The sequence below is a fragment of the Intrasporangium mesophilum genome, assembly GCF_054783095.1.
The window spans coordinates 120,033-135,159 of the sequence record NZ_BAAGRF010000027.1; the positions used below are offsets into that span (position 1 = coordinate 120,033).

Consider the following 15,127-nt stretch of genomic DNA (forward strand, 5'->3'; position numbering starts at 1 on the left):
ACTAGGCTGCCCGTGTGAGCCGACTTCTCCTCCTCGACGGACACTCGCTGGCCTACCGCGCGTTCTTCGCGCTCCCTACCGAGAACTTCTCGACGAGCACGGGACAGCACACCAACGCCGTCTACGGCTTCACCTCGATGCTCATCAACATGCTGCGCGACGAGCAGCCCACCCATGTCGTCGTCGCCTTCGACAAGTCGCGGCAGACGTTCCGCACGCAGGAGTATGCCGAGTACAAGGCGGGTCGGGCGCGGACGCCGGACGAGTTCGCCGGCCAGCTGCCGCTGGTCAAGGAGGTGCTCGACGCACTGCGGATCCGCTTCGTCGAGCTGGACGGCTACGAGGCGGACGACATCATCGCGACCATCGCGACCGAGGCCGACGACTCCGGCGTCGAGGTGCTGATCTGCTCCGGCGACCGCGACACGTTCCAGCTCGTCTCCGACAACGTGACGATCCTCTACCCGGTCCGTGGTGTCTCCGAGGTGTGGCGGATGGGGCCGGCGCAGGTGGAGGAGAAGTACGGCGTGCCGCCGACTCGCTACAGCGACCTGGCCGCGATGGTCGGCGAGACGTCGGACAACCTCCCGGGCGTGCCGGGGGTCGGGCCCAAGACGGCCGCGAAGTGGATCACCCAGTTCGGCAACCTCGACGGGATCGTCGCCGGCATCGACCAGATCAAGGGCAAGGCAGGCGACGCCCTGCGCGAGCACCTCGACCAGGTGCTGCGCAACCGCCGGCTCAACCAGCTCGTCAAGGACGCCCCGGTCGGGGTGACCGTCGAGGAGCTCGAGCGGACTCAGTGGGCCCGCGAGGAGGTCCACGAGGTCTTCGACCGGCTCGAGTTCCGGGTGCTGCGCGACCGGCTCTTCAGCGAGGTCGAGGCGAGCGAGCCCGAGGCCGAGTCGGGGTTCGAGGTCGATGGCGTCGTGCTCGCGGCCGACGAGGTGGCCGGCTGGGTGGCCGAGCACCTCGGCGGAGCCGAGCGGGCAGCGCTGTCCGTGTCCGGCAGCTGGGCGCGCGGGACGGGCGACGCCGCCGGCATTGCGGTCGCGGCGTCCGACGGCGCCGCAGCCTGGATCGACCTGACCACGCTCACCCCTGACGGCGAGGCGGCCGTGGGGGAGTGGCTGGAGGACCCGAAGCGGCCCAAGGCGATGCATGACGCGAAGGGCCCGATCGAGGCTCTGGCGGCCCGTGGCTGGGCCCTCGACGGGCTGACGAGCGACACCCAGCTCGCGGCATACCTCGTCAAGCCCGACCAGCGCACCTACCACCTCGACGACCTCGTGCTGCGCAACCTCAAGCGCGAGCTCAGCGCGCAGTCGGCAGCCGACGGGCAGGGGATGCTCGACTTCGAGGGCGACGCGGACGAGAAGGCCGCGCAGAAGGAGATGGTGCGCGCGACCGCCGTCCGCGACCTCGCAGTCGTGCTCGACGAGCAGGTCGCCTCGACCGGCGGCGCCGAGCTGCTCGCCGACGTCGAGCTGCCGCTCATCGACGTCCTGGCGCGGATGGAACGGATCGGCATCGCGGTCGACGTGCCCGGTCTCGACGACCTCGAGAAGGACTTCGCGGTCAAGGTCGCCCAGGCGCAGGAGGACGCGTGGGATGCGATCGGCGGGGAGAAGATCAACCTCGGCTCGCCGAAGCAGCTCCAGGAGGTGCTCTTCGGCCAGCTCAACATGCCCAAGACCAAGCGCACCAAGACCGGCTACACGACGGATGCCGACGCCCTCAGCGACCTGTTCACCAAGACCGAGCACCCCTTCCTCGAGGCACTGCTGCGGCACCGTGACTCGGCGCGCCTGCGAGTGACGGTCGAGGGGCTGCAGAAGTCGGTGGCCGATGACGACCGGATCCACACGACCTACCTGCAGACCATCGCCGCGACCGGTCGCCTCTCCTCGACTGACCCCAACCTCCAGAACGTCCCGATCCGCACAGAGGAGGGCCGCCGCATCCGGGAGCTGTTCGTCGTCGGAGACGGCTATGAGGCCCTCATGTCCGCGGACTACTCCCAGATCGAGATGCGGGTGATGGCGCACCTGTCAGGCGACGCCGGGCTCATCGACGCGTTCCGCTCGGGGGAGGACCTGCACCGTTTCGTCGGCTCCCGGGTCTTCGGCGTCGCGCCCGAGGACGTCACCCCGCAGATGCGCTCGAAGGTCAAGGCGATGTCCTACGGCCTGGCCTACGGCCTGTCCGCGTTCGGGCTCTCCAAGCAGCTGACCATCAGCACCGAAGAGGCGCGCGGTCTCATGGACGGCTACTTCGAGCGGTTCGGGGGCGTGAGCGACTACCTGCGTGACGTTGTGGCCGTCGCGCGCGGCACCGGGTACACCGCGACCATGCTCGGGCGCCGCCGCTACCTTCCCGACCTCACGTCGGACAACCGTCAGCGCCGCGAGGCCGCGGAGCGGATGGCCCTCAACGCGCCCATCCAGGGATCGGCGGCGGACATCATGAAGGTGGCGATGATCGGCGTCGACCGCGCCCTGACCAAGGCGGGCGCGCGCTCACGGATCCTGCTTCAGGTTCACGACGAGCTCGTGCTCGAGATCGCCCCGGGGGAGCGCGACGACATCGAGCAGCTGGTCCGGCACGAGATGGGTCACGCCGTCGAGATGGACGTGCCGCTCGACGTCAACGTGGGTGTCGGTCGCTCCTGGCACGACGCGGCCCACTGACCGGGCCGAGTGTGCTGCGCTCGAGATAGAGCCCGACGAGCACGAGGGCGGTGGCGCACAGCGCGAGGGTCGTCACCAGAGCCGACACCGAGGACCGCGTCGCCGGCAGGGCAGTGACCAGCGCGACGGCCATGATGTTGACGAGCCAGATCGCCCGGCCCATGGGCGCGCTCGCGGTCGCCAGCCCGGCATACGCCAGCACCTGGACGAGAGCGAGACAGACACCGTAGGCCGTGAAGCGCCACAGGTCTGGGCCCAGCGCGGCATAGGAAGCGCCGCCGACCAGCGTCGCGAGCTGTGCCCCGAACAGCGCAGCGACGAGCACCCCCGCCAGCCCGACGGCCCCGGTGATGCCGAGCGCCCGCGTCAAGGCATCCCGCCGTCGATGCGCAACGGCCATGGCGGGGTAGAAGAGCGTTGCCAGGAACGTCATCCCCCAGAAGGCGGCCTTCTCGAAAAGGGCCCCGATCGTGTAGGCGCCGGACTGCGCGGGGGTCAGATGTTGCCGGGCGAGCAGCACGTCGACGCTCGACAGGAACAGCAGGCCCGAGGTCGGCACGACCGCAGCGGCGACCAGGCGCCAGAGATGACCCGGCCGGACGGCGGTGTCCCGCTGCGGCCAGGCTCGGGCGGCCCAGAGGGCGACGAAGGCGACCAGGAACCAGCCGGCCGTGAGGGCCCCGACGACCCCGGTGACGGAGAGAGCAGTGAGAGCGGCGGCTACTGCAGCGCCGAGCTTGGCGACCCCGGCAAGCGCGAGCACGACCGCCAGCGTCACGAACCGCTCGCGTCCTTGGAGCACGCCTTGGCATGCGAACGTCAGGGTCATCGGGGCGAGCGAGGCCGCCAGGATGATTACGGCCGCAAGTGGGACGTGGAGCAGGGTTGACAGCAACGGCGAGCCCAAAGCGACGACCGCAGCGACAGCGATCCCGAGTCCCGTTGCGTTCCAAAGGATCTGGCGATCAAGGCGGTCACTCGCCGATGCCTCCGCCGCATGGGCGACGAGCCGTGCCGCGACGAGCTGGAGGCCGAGCCCGGCGACTGACGCGATCACCGACAGGTTCACCAGTGCTCCGACCGCGCCGAGGTCGGCGCCCGACAGGTGCCGGCTCAGGACGACGAAGAAGGCATAGGAGAGCAGGTTCGACAGCAAGGTGCCCGCCAGCAGCGCTCCACCCGGCCCGGCCAGCCGCTGAGCGGGCGGGCTCCCAGTCGTCACCACGGCGTGCACCTTCTCACACTCGCAAGGATGTGGGCGACGGCCCACGGCCTACGGCGGCGATGCGGCCGGGAGGCGTTGTGCCATAGTGCCCGGCATGACGTTACCCGGGCGCGGGACCGCCACCGCTGTCGTCGTCGGGTTCGGCGTCACCGCCGTCGCGACGGCGGTCCAGCTGTGGCCCTCGCTCGGACGCGGCCAGCTGCTCTACCGCGACTTCGTCAGCGTTCCGTCCCCGGTCCTGAACGCGAGAGCACTCGGGCTCGACGGTTACGCCCCGCGCGCCGTGCCGCTGGATGCGGTCACAGCGCTCCTGTCCGCCGTCGTGCCCTCGGGGGTCCAACAGCAGGTCATGCTGCTGGCGACGCTGCTGCTCGCGGGTACCGGCGTGACCTGGCTCCTTCGAGGCCATGGCCCCGTCGCGACCGGCGTTGCCGCCGCCGCGGCGACGTGGTCGGTGTACGGCACGGAGCGCCTCCTCCTCGGCCAGCCGCCGACCCTGCTGGCCTGGTCCGTGCTCCCATGGGTCGTCGTCGCCGCCCGCCGACCCGCCACGGGCTGGAGGTGGCTCAGCGGTGTCGCGGTGGTGTCCCTGCCTGCGGCCCTGACTCCGTTCGGTGGAGTCGCTGTGCTCGCCGCCGGGCTCTGTGCCTCGTGCCTCTACGGCAGGTCGTCTCGGGACCTCGCCCTGCTCGCGGGCCTGGGTCTGGTGTGGTGCCTGCCCTGGCTGGTGCCGGCTCTGCTCGGCGCCACCGAGGCCGGGGAGGACGGTGGGGTCTCGGCGTTCCGGGTGGAGGCCCGGGGCATCGGCGGGCTCCTGGACGTGGTGACCGGGGGAGGTGCCTGGTCGGCGGCCGCACGGCTGCCGTCCCGGGGCGAGCCCGTCGCCCTCGCAGCCTCGGCGGCGCTGATCGCCCTCGCCGTGCTCGGTTGGCGTGGACTGAGGTCACGGCGTCGGGCCGGCTTCGCGGCGGCGGCGCTGATCGCTCCGCCCGTCGTCGCACTCGCGCTGGCCACCCCGGCGGGAGTGGCTCTGTTCTCCCGCCTTCAGTGGGTGCCTGGCCTCGGGCTGTTCCGCGACACCCATCGGCTGCTGCTCGCGTCGTCGATGACCCTGTGCGTGCTGGCCGGGCTCGGCGCCGCCAGGATGGCTGCGCTGCTGGCTGGCCCCCGGACGCGGAGCACCGCCGATGCGCCGGAGCCGACCTCACGATCGGGCTCCGCGGCGCCGCCCGGGAGTGTCTCAGCGGCGATCGCGACGCGGCTCGCGGTCGGCGTGACCGGGGTGGGACTCGTCCTGCTGGCCGCGCCTGACGCGAGCGCCAGGCTCGCTGCGGCATACCGCCCGACCACGATGCCGCAGGCCTGGGCGGACATGGTGGCGGCGGTGGGCGAGGGACGGGCCCTGCTCCTGCCGTGGCAGCCCATGCGCCAGGTCTCCTGGGCTGGCCCCGAGCCGTTCCTCGATCCGGTGCCGCTCGCCGTACCCCGCACCACGGCCGCGGCGCGGAGGCTCACCGTGGTTCGGGACGGCCAGGTCTGGGTCGTCGGACCCAGCGAGCCTCCGCAGGCCGCCGCATGGGCTCGCGGCGACGCGCTCGACGCGGACGCGCTCCGTCGGGACGGGATCGACCGCGTCGTCGAATGGCTCGGCACGCCAGGTCCACTGCCGAAAGAGCATCGCGGGCTCCGGCAGCTGCTCGCGACGCGGGAGTTCACGGTCTGGAGCGTTCCCTGAGCCTGCTCCCCGGGCGACCCGACGCGGCACACCCGGCGGCGCCAGCACCTTGCCAAAGGCCGATCGACCGCTAACATACTCACGAGTAAGCCACGTCCCGTGGCGTTCCAGGGAGGAAGTTCAGTGTCGAACCAGCCAGAGCGCGGGGCGGTCGCTATCACGTTCATCGTCGTCGTCCTGAGCGGCCTGGTCGGTGGAGGCGTGGCCTGGGGAGCCATCAGCGCCGTGGTGAGCGCGACCGCGCCGAACGACTCCTCGGCCGTCCAGAACGGCCCCCAGCAGCCGGTCGACCCCTCCCGAGTCATCCGCTACGGCGGCTGACCCCTCCGGTCGCCCGTCCCGTTCCACACCCCTCACGTCGCCGTGCGCATCGCGTTCCTCAACTGGCGTGACCTCACGCACAGCGAAGGGGGCGGCGCCGAGCGCTACGCGCAGACGGTGTGCGCCGGGCTCGCGGAGCGAGGCCACGACGTCGTGTTCTTCTGCGCAGCCCACCCACACGCTCCGACGTCCGAGCTGCGCGACGGATACCGCATCGTGCGGGCCGGTGGGCGCATGGGCGTGTACCCCCGAGCGCTCCAGGCGATGCGACGCGAAGCGCGCCGGGGCGGTCCGTTCGATGCCGTCGTCGACACCCAGAACGGCCTGCCGTTCTGGGCGCCGCTGGCCACCCGCTCGCCCGTGGTGTCGCTCGTCCACCACGTGCATCGTGAGCAGTGGCCCGTGGTGTTCGGGCCCGTCATGGCGCGGGCGGGCTGGTTCGTCGAGTCGCGGGTCTCGCCGGTCGTCTACCGAGGACGCCCCTGCGTCACGGTCTCTGACCGGTCCCGGGACGAGCTGTGCGCGCTCGGGCTCGACCGGGAGTCGATCACGGTCATCCACAACGGCACCGACTCACCGATGGCCCTGTCGCAGCCTCGCGCCGTCCGACCCACCATCGTGGTGCTCGGACGGCTCGTCCCCCACAAGCGCGTCGAGCTGGCCATCGACGTGCTCGCACGCCTGCAGCGAGACCACCCCGACCTAGAGCTGCGGATCATCGGCGATGGCTGGTGGCACGAACGCATCGTCGACCACGCCGAGCGTGCCGGCGTGTCCAGCCGCGTCCGCATGCTCGGCTACGTCGACGAGCTGACGAAGCATCGCGAGCTGGCTCGGGCGTGGCTCGCCCTGGCCCCGAGCGCCAAGGAGGGATGGGGCCTCAACGTCGTCGAGGCCGCCTCTCACGGCATACCCACCATCGCGCACCACGGCGCGGGGGGACTGTCCGAGTCGATCGTCGACGGGCAGACCGGCCTGCTCGTGGAGGACGTCGAACACATGGCGAGTGTCACCTCCGACCTCCTGCTCGACCACGCACGCCGCGAGGAGCTCGGTCGCGCGGCGCGGGTCCACGCCCGGAGCTACTCGTGGCTCGCGACCGTCGACGCGTGGGAGCAGCTGCTCGGCGACGTGTCCGGCCTGGACGAGGAGTCCCGCGCCGAGTCCCGTCACGGGTCTCGCGACGAGTCCCGCTCCATCTCGGCCGAGGCGTCGAGCGCGTGACGGTGCACGAGCTCGCCCCGCGGGGCACGGTCGCACGCTCGGTCCAGCTGTTCAGGGCCTTCCGGGTCGAGCAGACCGACCCCGACCATTTCTACTCCCTGCTGGCCCAGGACACCGTCCGAGAGGTCGGCACCTGGTGTCGCCTCGCAGGAGCGATGGTCGTCGACGTCGGGGGTGGCCCTGGCTACTTCGCCGACGCCTTCGCGCGGGCTGGGGCACGGTATGCCGGGCTCGACCCGGACGTGGGCGAGCTGACCGCGCGCGGCACGGTCGGCTCGAACACCTTGCGCGCCTCCGGCCTCAGCCTGCCCATCGCGACGGACGCGGTCCACCTGACCTTCTCGAGCAACGTGCTGGAGCATGTTCCGGACCCCGAGGCGATGGCCGCCGAGATGGTCCGCGTCACCGCCCGCGGGGGGTGCGTCGTCATCTCGTGGACGCCGTGGCTCTCGCCGTGGGGCGGGCACGAGACGGCGCCATGGCACTACCTCGGTGGCCGACGCGCAGCAGACCGGTATGCCCGACGCCACGGCCGACGTCCCAAGAACGACTTCGGACGGACGCTGTTCGCCTGCTCGGTGGGCCGGATGGTCCGCTGGGCGCGGCGGCAGCGCGATGCCGGAGCGGTCGATATCGTCGACGTGCTGCCGCGTTACCACCCCGGCTGGGCGAGGTGGGTGATCCACGTCCCGGGCCTTCGGGAGCTCGCGTGCTGGAACGCGGTCATCGTCCTGAGGAAGAGATGACCTCCGGCGCCCCGCGGCTCGTGTGGCGCCTACGCCTCGTCGTGCTGGTGATGGTGTTCGCGGCGCTCGCGTTCCGGCAGTCCACGGGGCTGGTCGTTCCGGACACCAAGCTCGACCTCACCGCCGACCCCGCGAGCTTCCTCGCTCGTGCGCTGCACCTGTGGGACCCGAACGGCAGCTTCGGACAGCTGCAGAACCAGGCGTACGGCTACCTGTTCCCCGTCGGGCCGTTCCACCTGCTCCTGTACGAAGCCGGCGTGCCCGCTTGGGTGGTGCAGCGTCTGTGGTGGACCCTCGTGTTCACGGTGGCTCTGCTCGGTATGTGGGCCCTGACGCGTCGGCTCGGGATCACGGACCCGTGGGCCCGCCTGGCGGGGGCCGCGGCATACGCCCTGGCCCCTCGGATCGTCAGCGAGGTTGCGGTCACCTCGGTCGAGGTCTGGCCGATGGCTGTGGCCCCGTGGGTCCTGCTCCCACTGGTCATGCAGGACAAGAGCATTCGCTGGCGGGTCACGCGCTCGGCGCTGGCGTTCGCGTGTGTCGGAGGCATCAACGGCGCCGCGTCGGTGGCCGTGCTCGTCGTGCCCGCTCTGTGGATCGCGACCCGCCGCTGGGACGCTGCCAACCTCCGGCTTGCCGCGGCCTGGTCCGGGTGCATCGCGCTCGCGTCGGCATGGTGGGTCGGGCCACTGCTGCTCCTGTCGCGATACAGCCCGCCCTTCCTGTCCTGGATCGAGAACGCCGGCCTGACGACAAGCACCGCGAGCCCCTTCGAGGCGGTGCGAGGGACCACGCCGTGGCTGGGGTTCCTCACCGGGCCGACCGGACCGTCGTGGCCTGCCGGATGGCTCTACCTCGTGACCCCTGCGGTCGTCATCGCGTCCATGGTCGTCGCCGCACTGGGCCTCGCTGGAATCACCCGGGGCCGGATGGCACATGCGCCGTTCCTGGTGCTCAGCGCAGCGGTTGGGCTGGCCCTCGTCACACTCGGCCATGTCGGCGGGGGCTCGTGGCCCTGGGCGACCCAGGTCCAGCAGCTTCTCGACGGGCCGCTCGCGCCCTTCCGCAACACGCACAAGTTCGAAGCTGTCGTCCGTATGCCGCTCGCCGTGGGGTTCGCGCTCGCCGTGGGCCGGATGCACGAGCTGGCTCGTGGTCTCGTCGGCACGCCATGGGTCCGCCGGTGGGTCCTGCCTGTCGTCGTGGGCGGGCTCGTCGTCACGGTGGCCTCACCCGCCCTGGGCGCGTCGATGGCGCGCCCGGAGGCCTACCGGGAGATCCCGCAGCACTGGCGTCAGGCCGCCGCCTGGCTCGACGCCCAGCCGGCGTCCGGCGCGGTGCTGGTGGCCCCCGACGCGAGCTTCAGCGACCTCACCTGGGGTTCGACGAAGGACGAGCCCCTCCAGGCTCTCGCGAGCCGTCCGTTCGTCGTGAGGGATGCCGTGCCCCTCGGGTCTGCCGGGGCCACCAGGCTGCTCGACTCGATGAGCGACGTGCTCTCGACCGGGACGGACGTGCCCGGGCTCGCAGCGACGCTCTCGCGCTCGGGCATCGCGTTCGTCCTGGTACGCAACGAGCTCCGGCTCGACAAGCAGGGCGCGCCCCCCGCCGTCGTCGAGGAGACGCTGCGCCGCTCCGGCCTGTCCGAGGTGGCCCACTTCGGGCCGCTCACCGGCGCGTACGGCGAGTCCGCCGACCTGACTGTCGACTACCGGACGTTGGTGCAGCGACCTGCGATCGTCGTCTACTCCGTGCCGGCCCCGAGCACCGCCCGCCTCGTCCCGGAGAGCGAGCTGAGCGTCGTCGCGGGTGGCCCGGAGAACCTCGTGCAGCTCGCTGGCGAGGGCGCCTGGCGTGACACCGTCCTCGCCGGCGATGCGGCGGCCCAGGATCTCGAGGGGCGTGACCACCGTCTGGTCCTGACCGACGGCTCCCGCCGGCGGGAGGTCAACTTCGGCCGGTCGTCGGCGAACACCTCCGCGCTCCTAGCCGCCGATGACCCGGGACGCTCCGGCCGGAAGGTCATCGACTACGACGTCGTCGCCGCCGACCAGCGAACCTCCTTGGAGTGGAGAGGCGTTCGCGACGTCACGGCGTCGTCGTCTGCCTCGGACGCGTACGCCTCGCTCCGCCTCGGTCCTGGCTTCGGGCCGGCCGCCGCACTCGACGGCGACCCCTCGACCCGGTGGGTCAGCGGGACCTACGGCAAGGCCGTCGGGGAGTGGCTCCAGATCGACCTCGACGCGCCGCGCAGCGTCGCCGGTGCTCGGATCCAGCTCTCGTCGCAGACCCCGGTCGGCGCGGCACCCCTGACGGTCCGCGTCGACACGGATACCGGTCATGCGGTGACCGACGTCTTCTCAGGTCCCGCGATCACGCTGGTGACGCCTCCAGGGCAGACGTCGCGCCTGCGGGTGACACTGACAGGGGTCGCTTCGGGTGCGCCGAACGGGTTCGGGATCACCGAGCTGCAGGTTCCCGGGGTCCACGCCCTCGCGGTGGCCCGGTTGCCGGCTGTCCCGGGAGCGTCGGCGCCGGACTCGATCCTGCTTCAGGCCGGCAAGCCAGGGCACGGCGACTGCGCTGTCGCAGACGGCCGATCGGTCTGCGCACCGAGCCTGTCGACTGCTCCCGAGGAGCAGAGCTGGGCCAGGACCTGGACCGCGCCGGCGGCCGCGACCTACGGCTTCTCGGGTCGGGTGCGCGCCGTCGACGGTGCTGGCCTGGAGCGACTCCTCCGTCTGCCGGGCGGCTGGTCCGCGACAGCGTCGTCTCGGCTCGTGTCCGCGCCGCGAGGACGGCCGGACGCGGCCCTCGACGCAGACCTGGGGACCGGGTGGGTGGCGGGTCCGTCGGACCCTGCGCCGTGGTACGAGGTGCACTTCCCGACGAAGCGTCGTGTCTCGGGGATCGTCGTCGCGAAGTCGTTCGCCCTGCCTGCGTCGACGCCGGTCGTCGTCCACGTGCGCTTCGACGACGGCACGACCCGGACCGTGCGTCTCGACGAGAACGGGCGTGCCGACCTGCCTCCACAGGTCACCAGGTCGCTGCATCTGACGTTCGATGACACGCGCCTGCTCGTCAACATCGACTCCCGCACCGGTGCACGGTCCTTTGCCCCGGTGGGCTTCAGCGAGCTGCGTGTCGTGGGTGCGGAGGACCTTCAGCAGCCGCTGCCCGACTCGCTGGCCACGGGAGTGCCGTGCGGCTTCGGACCTCGGCTCGTGGTCGGCGGTCGCACCTGGCGCACATCGGTGTCGGGAACCGTGGGCGACATCCTCGACGCCCAGCCGCTGCGATGGCAGCTGTGCGGTCGCGGAGGTGGCATCGACGGTGGGATGCGACTCCCCGCGGGCGAGACCTTGCTCGAGACGAGCCGGAGCGCGGAGTTCGCGCCGCTGAGCCTTGCACTGACCAGGTCCGGTCCGGTCGACGCGTCCACGGCGCAGTGGGCCGTGGCCAGCGTGCACCCCACACCGGCCGAGGTCGTTGCGGCGGTGCCGGAGCGCGCCACGTCGTCGGTGCTCGTCCTGGCGCAGAACTTCAACCGCGGGTGGACAGCATCGACGCCAGACGGCACGGCGCTGAGACCGTTGCGCGTCAACGGGTGGCAGCAGGGATGGGTGCTGCCCGCGGGAGCCGCGACCCAGGTGCTGGCGTCATTCGAGCCGGACCGGACCTACCGGGCTGCCCTCCTTGTCGGCCTGGCGCTCCTCGGGCTCCTGGTCGTGGTTGCGCTGTGGCCCGCCGGCGGCCGGGCGGTCTCCACTGACCGGGCTGGCGCCCCTGATGGGAAACGCTCCCGGCGGCGGGCGCTCGCCACGACGGGCGCCGCAGGTCTGATCGTCTGCCTCGCCGGCGGCGTGGCGGCGTGTCTCGCCGTGGGCGTGGTGCTCGCCTTCGCGGCGGTGCGTGGGACCAGGACGCGGCTGCCGTACCTCGCTGCAGCAGTGGGTGGCCCGGCTGCCGCGGCAGTCGTCGTGGCGCTTCGCCCGTGGCCGGCGAATGACCTCAGCCTGACGTCATGGGGCGTTCAGGCGCTGGTCTGGCTGGGCGTCAGCGCCTCCGCGCTGCTGGTCGGTGCCGACGCGTGGGCGTCCGGCCGCGAGCGGGAGGTCCGGCGCCGTGCGGAGCGCATGATGGGCAGCTCCACGACGTAGTAGCTGAGGGCTGCAAGCGCGGTCGTGACCACGAGCGTGATGACCCAGGGGCCCCAGAACGCGCCGGTGAACGGCTCGAACGCGTCGACGCGTCCGACGAGGGCGAGCACGATGACGTGGTAGCCGAAGATGCCGTAGGACACGACGCCGAGCCAGACCACGGGCCTGCTGCGTAGGACCCGACCGCCCGACGGCGCTGCCGAGCCGCGCACCGCAGCCACCGCGGGCAGGATGACGAGGAGGCCGAACACCGTGTAGAGGAGGTTCTTGGTCGCGGCCTGGCCAGGCGTGGGCTCTGACAGGTCGTACGGGCCCGCGAGCGCGGTCCCCGCGATGGCGATCACCGCCGCTGCCGCCGCCCACACCGTCCCCGGGTATGCCGCTGCGGCGTCGACACGTCCTGCTCGCACCAGTCCGACCGTGCGGGCCGAGTGCCAGACGGCGAGCAGCATGCCCACTGCGAACCATCCGAGGAAGCCGGGCAGCCAGAGCCGCCACGCCGGGTGACCCGTGGCGGTGGCGACCGCCATCCAGGCCGGACCGGCCAGCATGGCCAGCACCAGCCCGGCGCTGACTCGGCGGACCCAGCGCAGGTCGGCGGAACCCCGGCACATCAGCGACGCGACCGCCGGCAGGACGAGGTAGAAGGAGACCTCGACCGACAGGCTCCAGAACTGGGTCAGACCGGCGGTGAGAGGGGTCCCGACATACGTCTGCACGAGTGCGGCATGGGCCAGGTAGTCGCCCGTGGCGCCTGACGGCGTGCGCAGCAGCCACCAAGCGAGCCCGACCGCCAGCCACAGGACCGGAACGATGCGGGCGGCCCGCCGGACGAAGTAGGACCTCGGCCGTGGCCGCGTGTGGCCCTCCAGGTGCGCCATGAAGTGCGGCCGCGTCAGCAGAAAGCCCGAGACGGCGAAGAAGAGCGCGACACCGGCGTCCAGCCGGGAGAGCAGGCCGGCATACGGGCCGCGAAGGGCAGCGCCACTGTCGAAGCCGACGTGGGTGGTGAGCACCATGAGCGCACCGACGAACCGCAGCCCGTCCAGAGCAGCGAAGCGCGTCCTCACGGCCGGTCGCCGCCCGGGCGGACCATCATGCCTTGGGCACCGGGTTGCCGACCTGGATGTCCCCGACGCACACGCGCACCCCCGGGGTCAGGTCGGTCAGCTCGACCTGGTTGCCGCCGCCGGTGATCGGGATGAACACCTCGCCGAGGCCCTGGTGCAGCCGGATCGGGACCGAGCCCTTGCCGAGGTGCACGACGGCGGAGGCGTCGCCGTCGGCCAGATAGCCGATCCGCATGGCCCACGACCAGGCGAACACGTCGGCCGCGAGCGGCACGACGACCCGCCCGGACGCGTCGCTCCAGCCGCACGTGCCGCCGAGCGGTGCCGGCGAGCCGATGCCGTCCACCCGCATCGGGGCGAACGTCCCGTCGGGTTTCAGCACATACGGTTTGGTGTACTCAGTCGTCTCGTAGAGCGCGGCCCGGCCACGGGCGTCCGTGAAGGGCGCGAGGAAGCGACTGACGCGGTTGTAGTCGAGGAACAAGGGTCCGACGACGTCGACCGGGAGCGCCGTGTCGTACACCTGCGCCCCGTCCGGCAGCGCCGCGAACCCCGCTCGGGCGTTCTCGACGAAGGCGCGGTACGGGTTGGACGCGTGGAACGTGGCGTAGCCGCTCATCGCGTGCAGCGACAGGGCGAGCATCACCGCGAGCAGAGACGCGACGCAGACCTGCTTGACGCGCCGGAACGTCTCGGCCGGCAGGCCGTACGGCGTGGCGTACCACGCCTGGCGCTCGCCCTGCACCGGCATCACGCAGAAGCCGATGGTGATGACGAGGGGGATGACGGCGTCAGCGACATACCGGGTCTCGAGGCCGGCGACGGACCCGATGAGCGGGACTCGGCTGACCCCGAGCGCGAGGATCGAGAAGAAGAGGTAGACGCCCAGGGAGACCCAGGCCCGGACTGCGCGTCGCCTCAGCACGAGGCTCGCACCCACGACGGCGGCGGCGACCACCCACGCGCCCCACTCGAAGCCACGCGGGGAGGACACGATGGCGGTGGCGCTGCTCACCGGCGTCCACTCCCACGGGCCTCCCAGGGCGCCCGGGACGAAGGTCTGCAGCACGGTGCGGTAGGCGAACTCGCCGAGGGTGCCGACGCCGGGGGAGCGGAGCCCGGAGCTGACGTCGGAGTGACGCGCGTTCGTGACGTAGACGCCGAGGTATGCCGCCGTGCACGCCCCATAGACGAGCCAGAGCGGCAGGGTGGCGCGGACGAAGCGGCGCAGTGCCGTCCACCGCATCCGCAGGCTCGGAAGGACGACGAACGAGAACGCGACGAGGTAAGGCAGCAGGACGAGGACCTTCTCGAAGCTGGCCATCCCGACGAGCAGCCAGATGCCCGCACCGGCAAGGTTTCGCGTCTGGTGCGTGCGCAGGTACCGCGTGTGATGCCGCAGCACGCCGGCCATCGCGATCATCAGCGGCGCCCAGATGATCGCCGCGGACAGCCAGCTGAACGTGGGCAGGGTCAGCGTGCTGATGCTGAACACCGCGAACGGCAGCAGCGTCATGGCCCGGCGGCCGAACAGCTCGGTGAGCAGCCGCCACACCATGAACGACAGCACGGCCTGCGCGGCGATGATGGCCAGCACGGCCACCGTCCAGTCGAGGGCGGCCAGATGGGCGAAGACCCACATGAAGGCGAACCCGATCGGTTCGAAGTGCCCCGTGTGGACCCGGGTCAGGTAGGAGTACCCGAAGTCGTTCTCGACCGCGCGGGTCGTGAGCATGAAGTCGTCCGTGAGGAAGTAGCCGTCCTTGAGGACGCTGGCACGGATGGCGAGGCTGATGACAGCGATGGCGAGTGCAGCCGTGCGAACCGGGTCGCGCACGAGCCAGCTCGGTCCTTCGTCGACGGCGACATCGTCGGCGGCGACGTCTGGGTCGGCGCCGGTGTGCGCCACGGGGGACCGGTGTCGTCCGCCGGCCGAGGCGACCTCGGTCAAGAGGG

Annotated in this window: 8 protein-coding genes and 1 pseudogene; 6 read left to right on the forward strand and 3 right to left on the reverse strand. The window is 71.7% G+C overall.

What is annotated here, in order from left to right:
• Positions 1 to 14 precede the first annotated feature (14 nt).
• The gene (gene polA / locus ACYVLP_RS18825) at positions 15 to 2,690 is read left to right on the forward strand and encodes a DNA polymerase I (RefSeq protein ID WP_460628860.1); all 2,676 of its coding nucleotides are present in this window, start codon (positions 15 to 17) and stop codon (positions 2,688 to 2,690) included.
• Here the strand turns inward: polA and ACYVLP_RS18830 are convergent.
• Complete coding sequence (locus ACYVLP_RS18830; protein WP_460628861.1) at positions 2,647 to 3,915, reverse strand: oligosaccharide flippase family protein; 1,269 nt, start codon at positions 3,913 to 3,915, stop codon at positions 2,647 to 2,649. The two genes, polA and ACYVLP_RS18830, sit on opposite strands and share 44 nt — an antisense overlap.
• Positions 3,916 to 4,009: 94 nt before the next feature.
• On the opposite strand from ACYVLP_RS18830, the gene ACYVLP_RS18835 reads away from it, so the two are divergent.
• The 5 genes from ACYVLP_RS18835 to ACYVLP_RS18855 all read left to right on the forward strand — a co-directional run bounded on the left by ACYVLP_RS18835 (position 4,010) and on the right by ACYVLP_RS18855 (position 12,101).
• Positions 4,010 to 5,650 (forward strand): hypothetical protein, encoded by a 1,641-nt coding sequence (locus ACYVLP_RS18835; protein WP_460628862.1) that lies wholly within the window; start codon positions 4,010 to 4,012, stop codon positions 5,648 to 5,650.
• 123 nt (positions 5,651 to 5,773) lie between these two features.
• On the forward strand, positions 5,774 to 5,971 hold the full coding sequence (locus ACYVLP_RS18840) for a hypothetical protein (protein ID WP_460628863.1): 198 nt from the start codon (positions 5,774 to 5,776) through the stop codon (positions 5,969 to 5,971).
• Between the two features lie 42 nt (positions 5,972 to 6,013).
• Positions 6,014 to 7,195 (forward strand): glycosyltransferase family 4 protein, encoded by a 1,182-nt coding sequence (locus ACYVLP_RS18845; RefSeq protein WP_460628864.1) that lies wholly within the window; start codon positions 6,014 to 6,016, stop codon positions 7,193 to 7,195.
• Positions 7,192 to 7,941: a class I SAM-dependent methyltransferase gene (locus ACYVLP_RS18850; protein ID WP_460628865.1), complete on the forward strand. Its 750-nt coding sequence runs from the start codon at positions 7,192 to 7,194 to the stop codon at positions 7,939 to 7,941. The genes ACYVLP_RS18845 and ACYVLP_RS18850 overlap by 4 nt, the downstream gene beginning before the upstream one ends.
• Entirely contained in the window at positions 7,938 to 12,101 is a 4,164-nt protein-coding gene (locus ACYVLP_RS18855; RefSeq protein WP_460628866.1) for an alpha-(1->3)-arabinofuranosyltransferase domain-containing protein, read from the forward strand. The genes ACYVLP_RS18850 and ACYVLP_RS18855 overlap by 4 nt, the downstream gene beginning before the upstream one ends.
• Positions 12,102 to 12,112: 11 nt before the next feature.
• Here ACYVLP_RS18855 and ACYVLP_RS18860 read toward each other — a convergent pair.
• Together ACYVLP_RS18860 and ACYVLP_RS18865 are read right to left on the reverse strand one after the other, a co-directional pair.
• Positions 12,113 to 13,171, reverse strand: a pseudogene (locus ACYVLP_RS18860) (acyltransferase family protein); the annotation flags it as partial.
• A 25-nt stretch (positions 13,172 to 13,196) separates the two neighbouring features.
• On the reverse strand, positions 13,197 to 15,122 hold the full coding sequence (locus ACYVLP_RS18865) for a glycosyltransferase family protein (RefSeq protein WP_460628867.1): 1,926 nt from the start codon (positions 15,120 to 15,122) through the stop codon (positions 13,197 to 13,199).
• Positions 15,123 to 15,127: the final 5 nt, after the last annotated feature.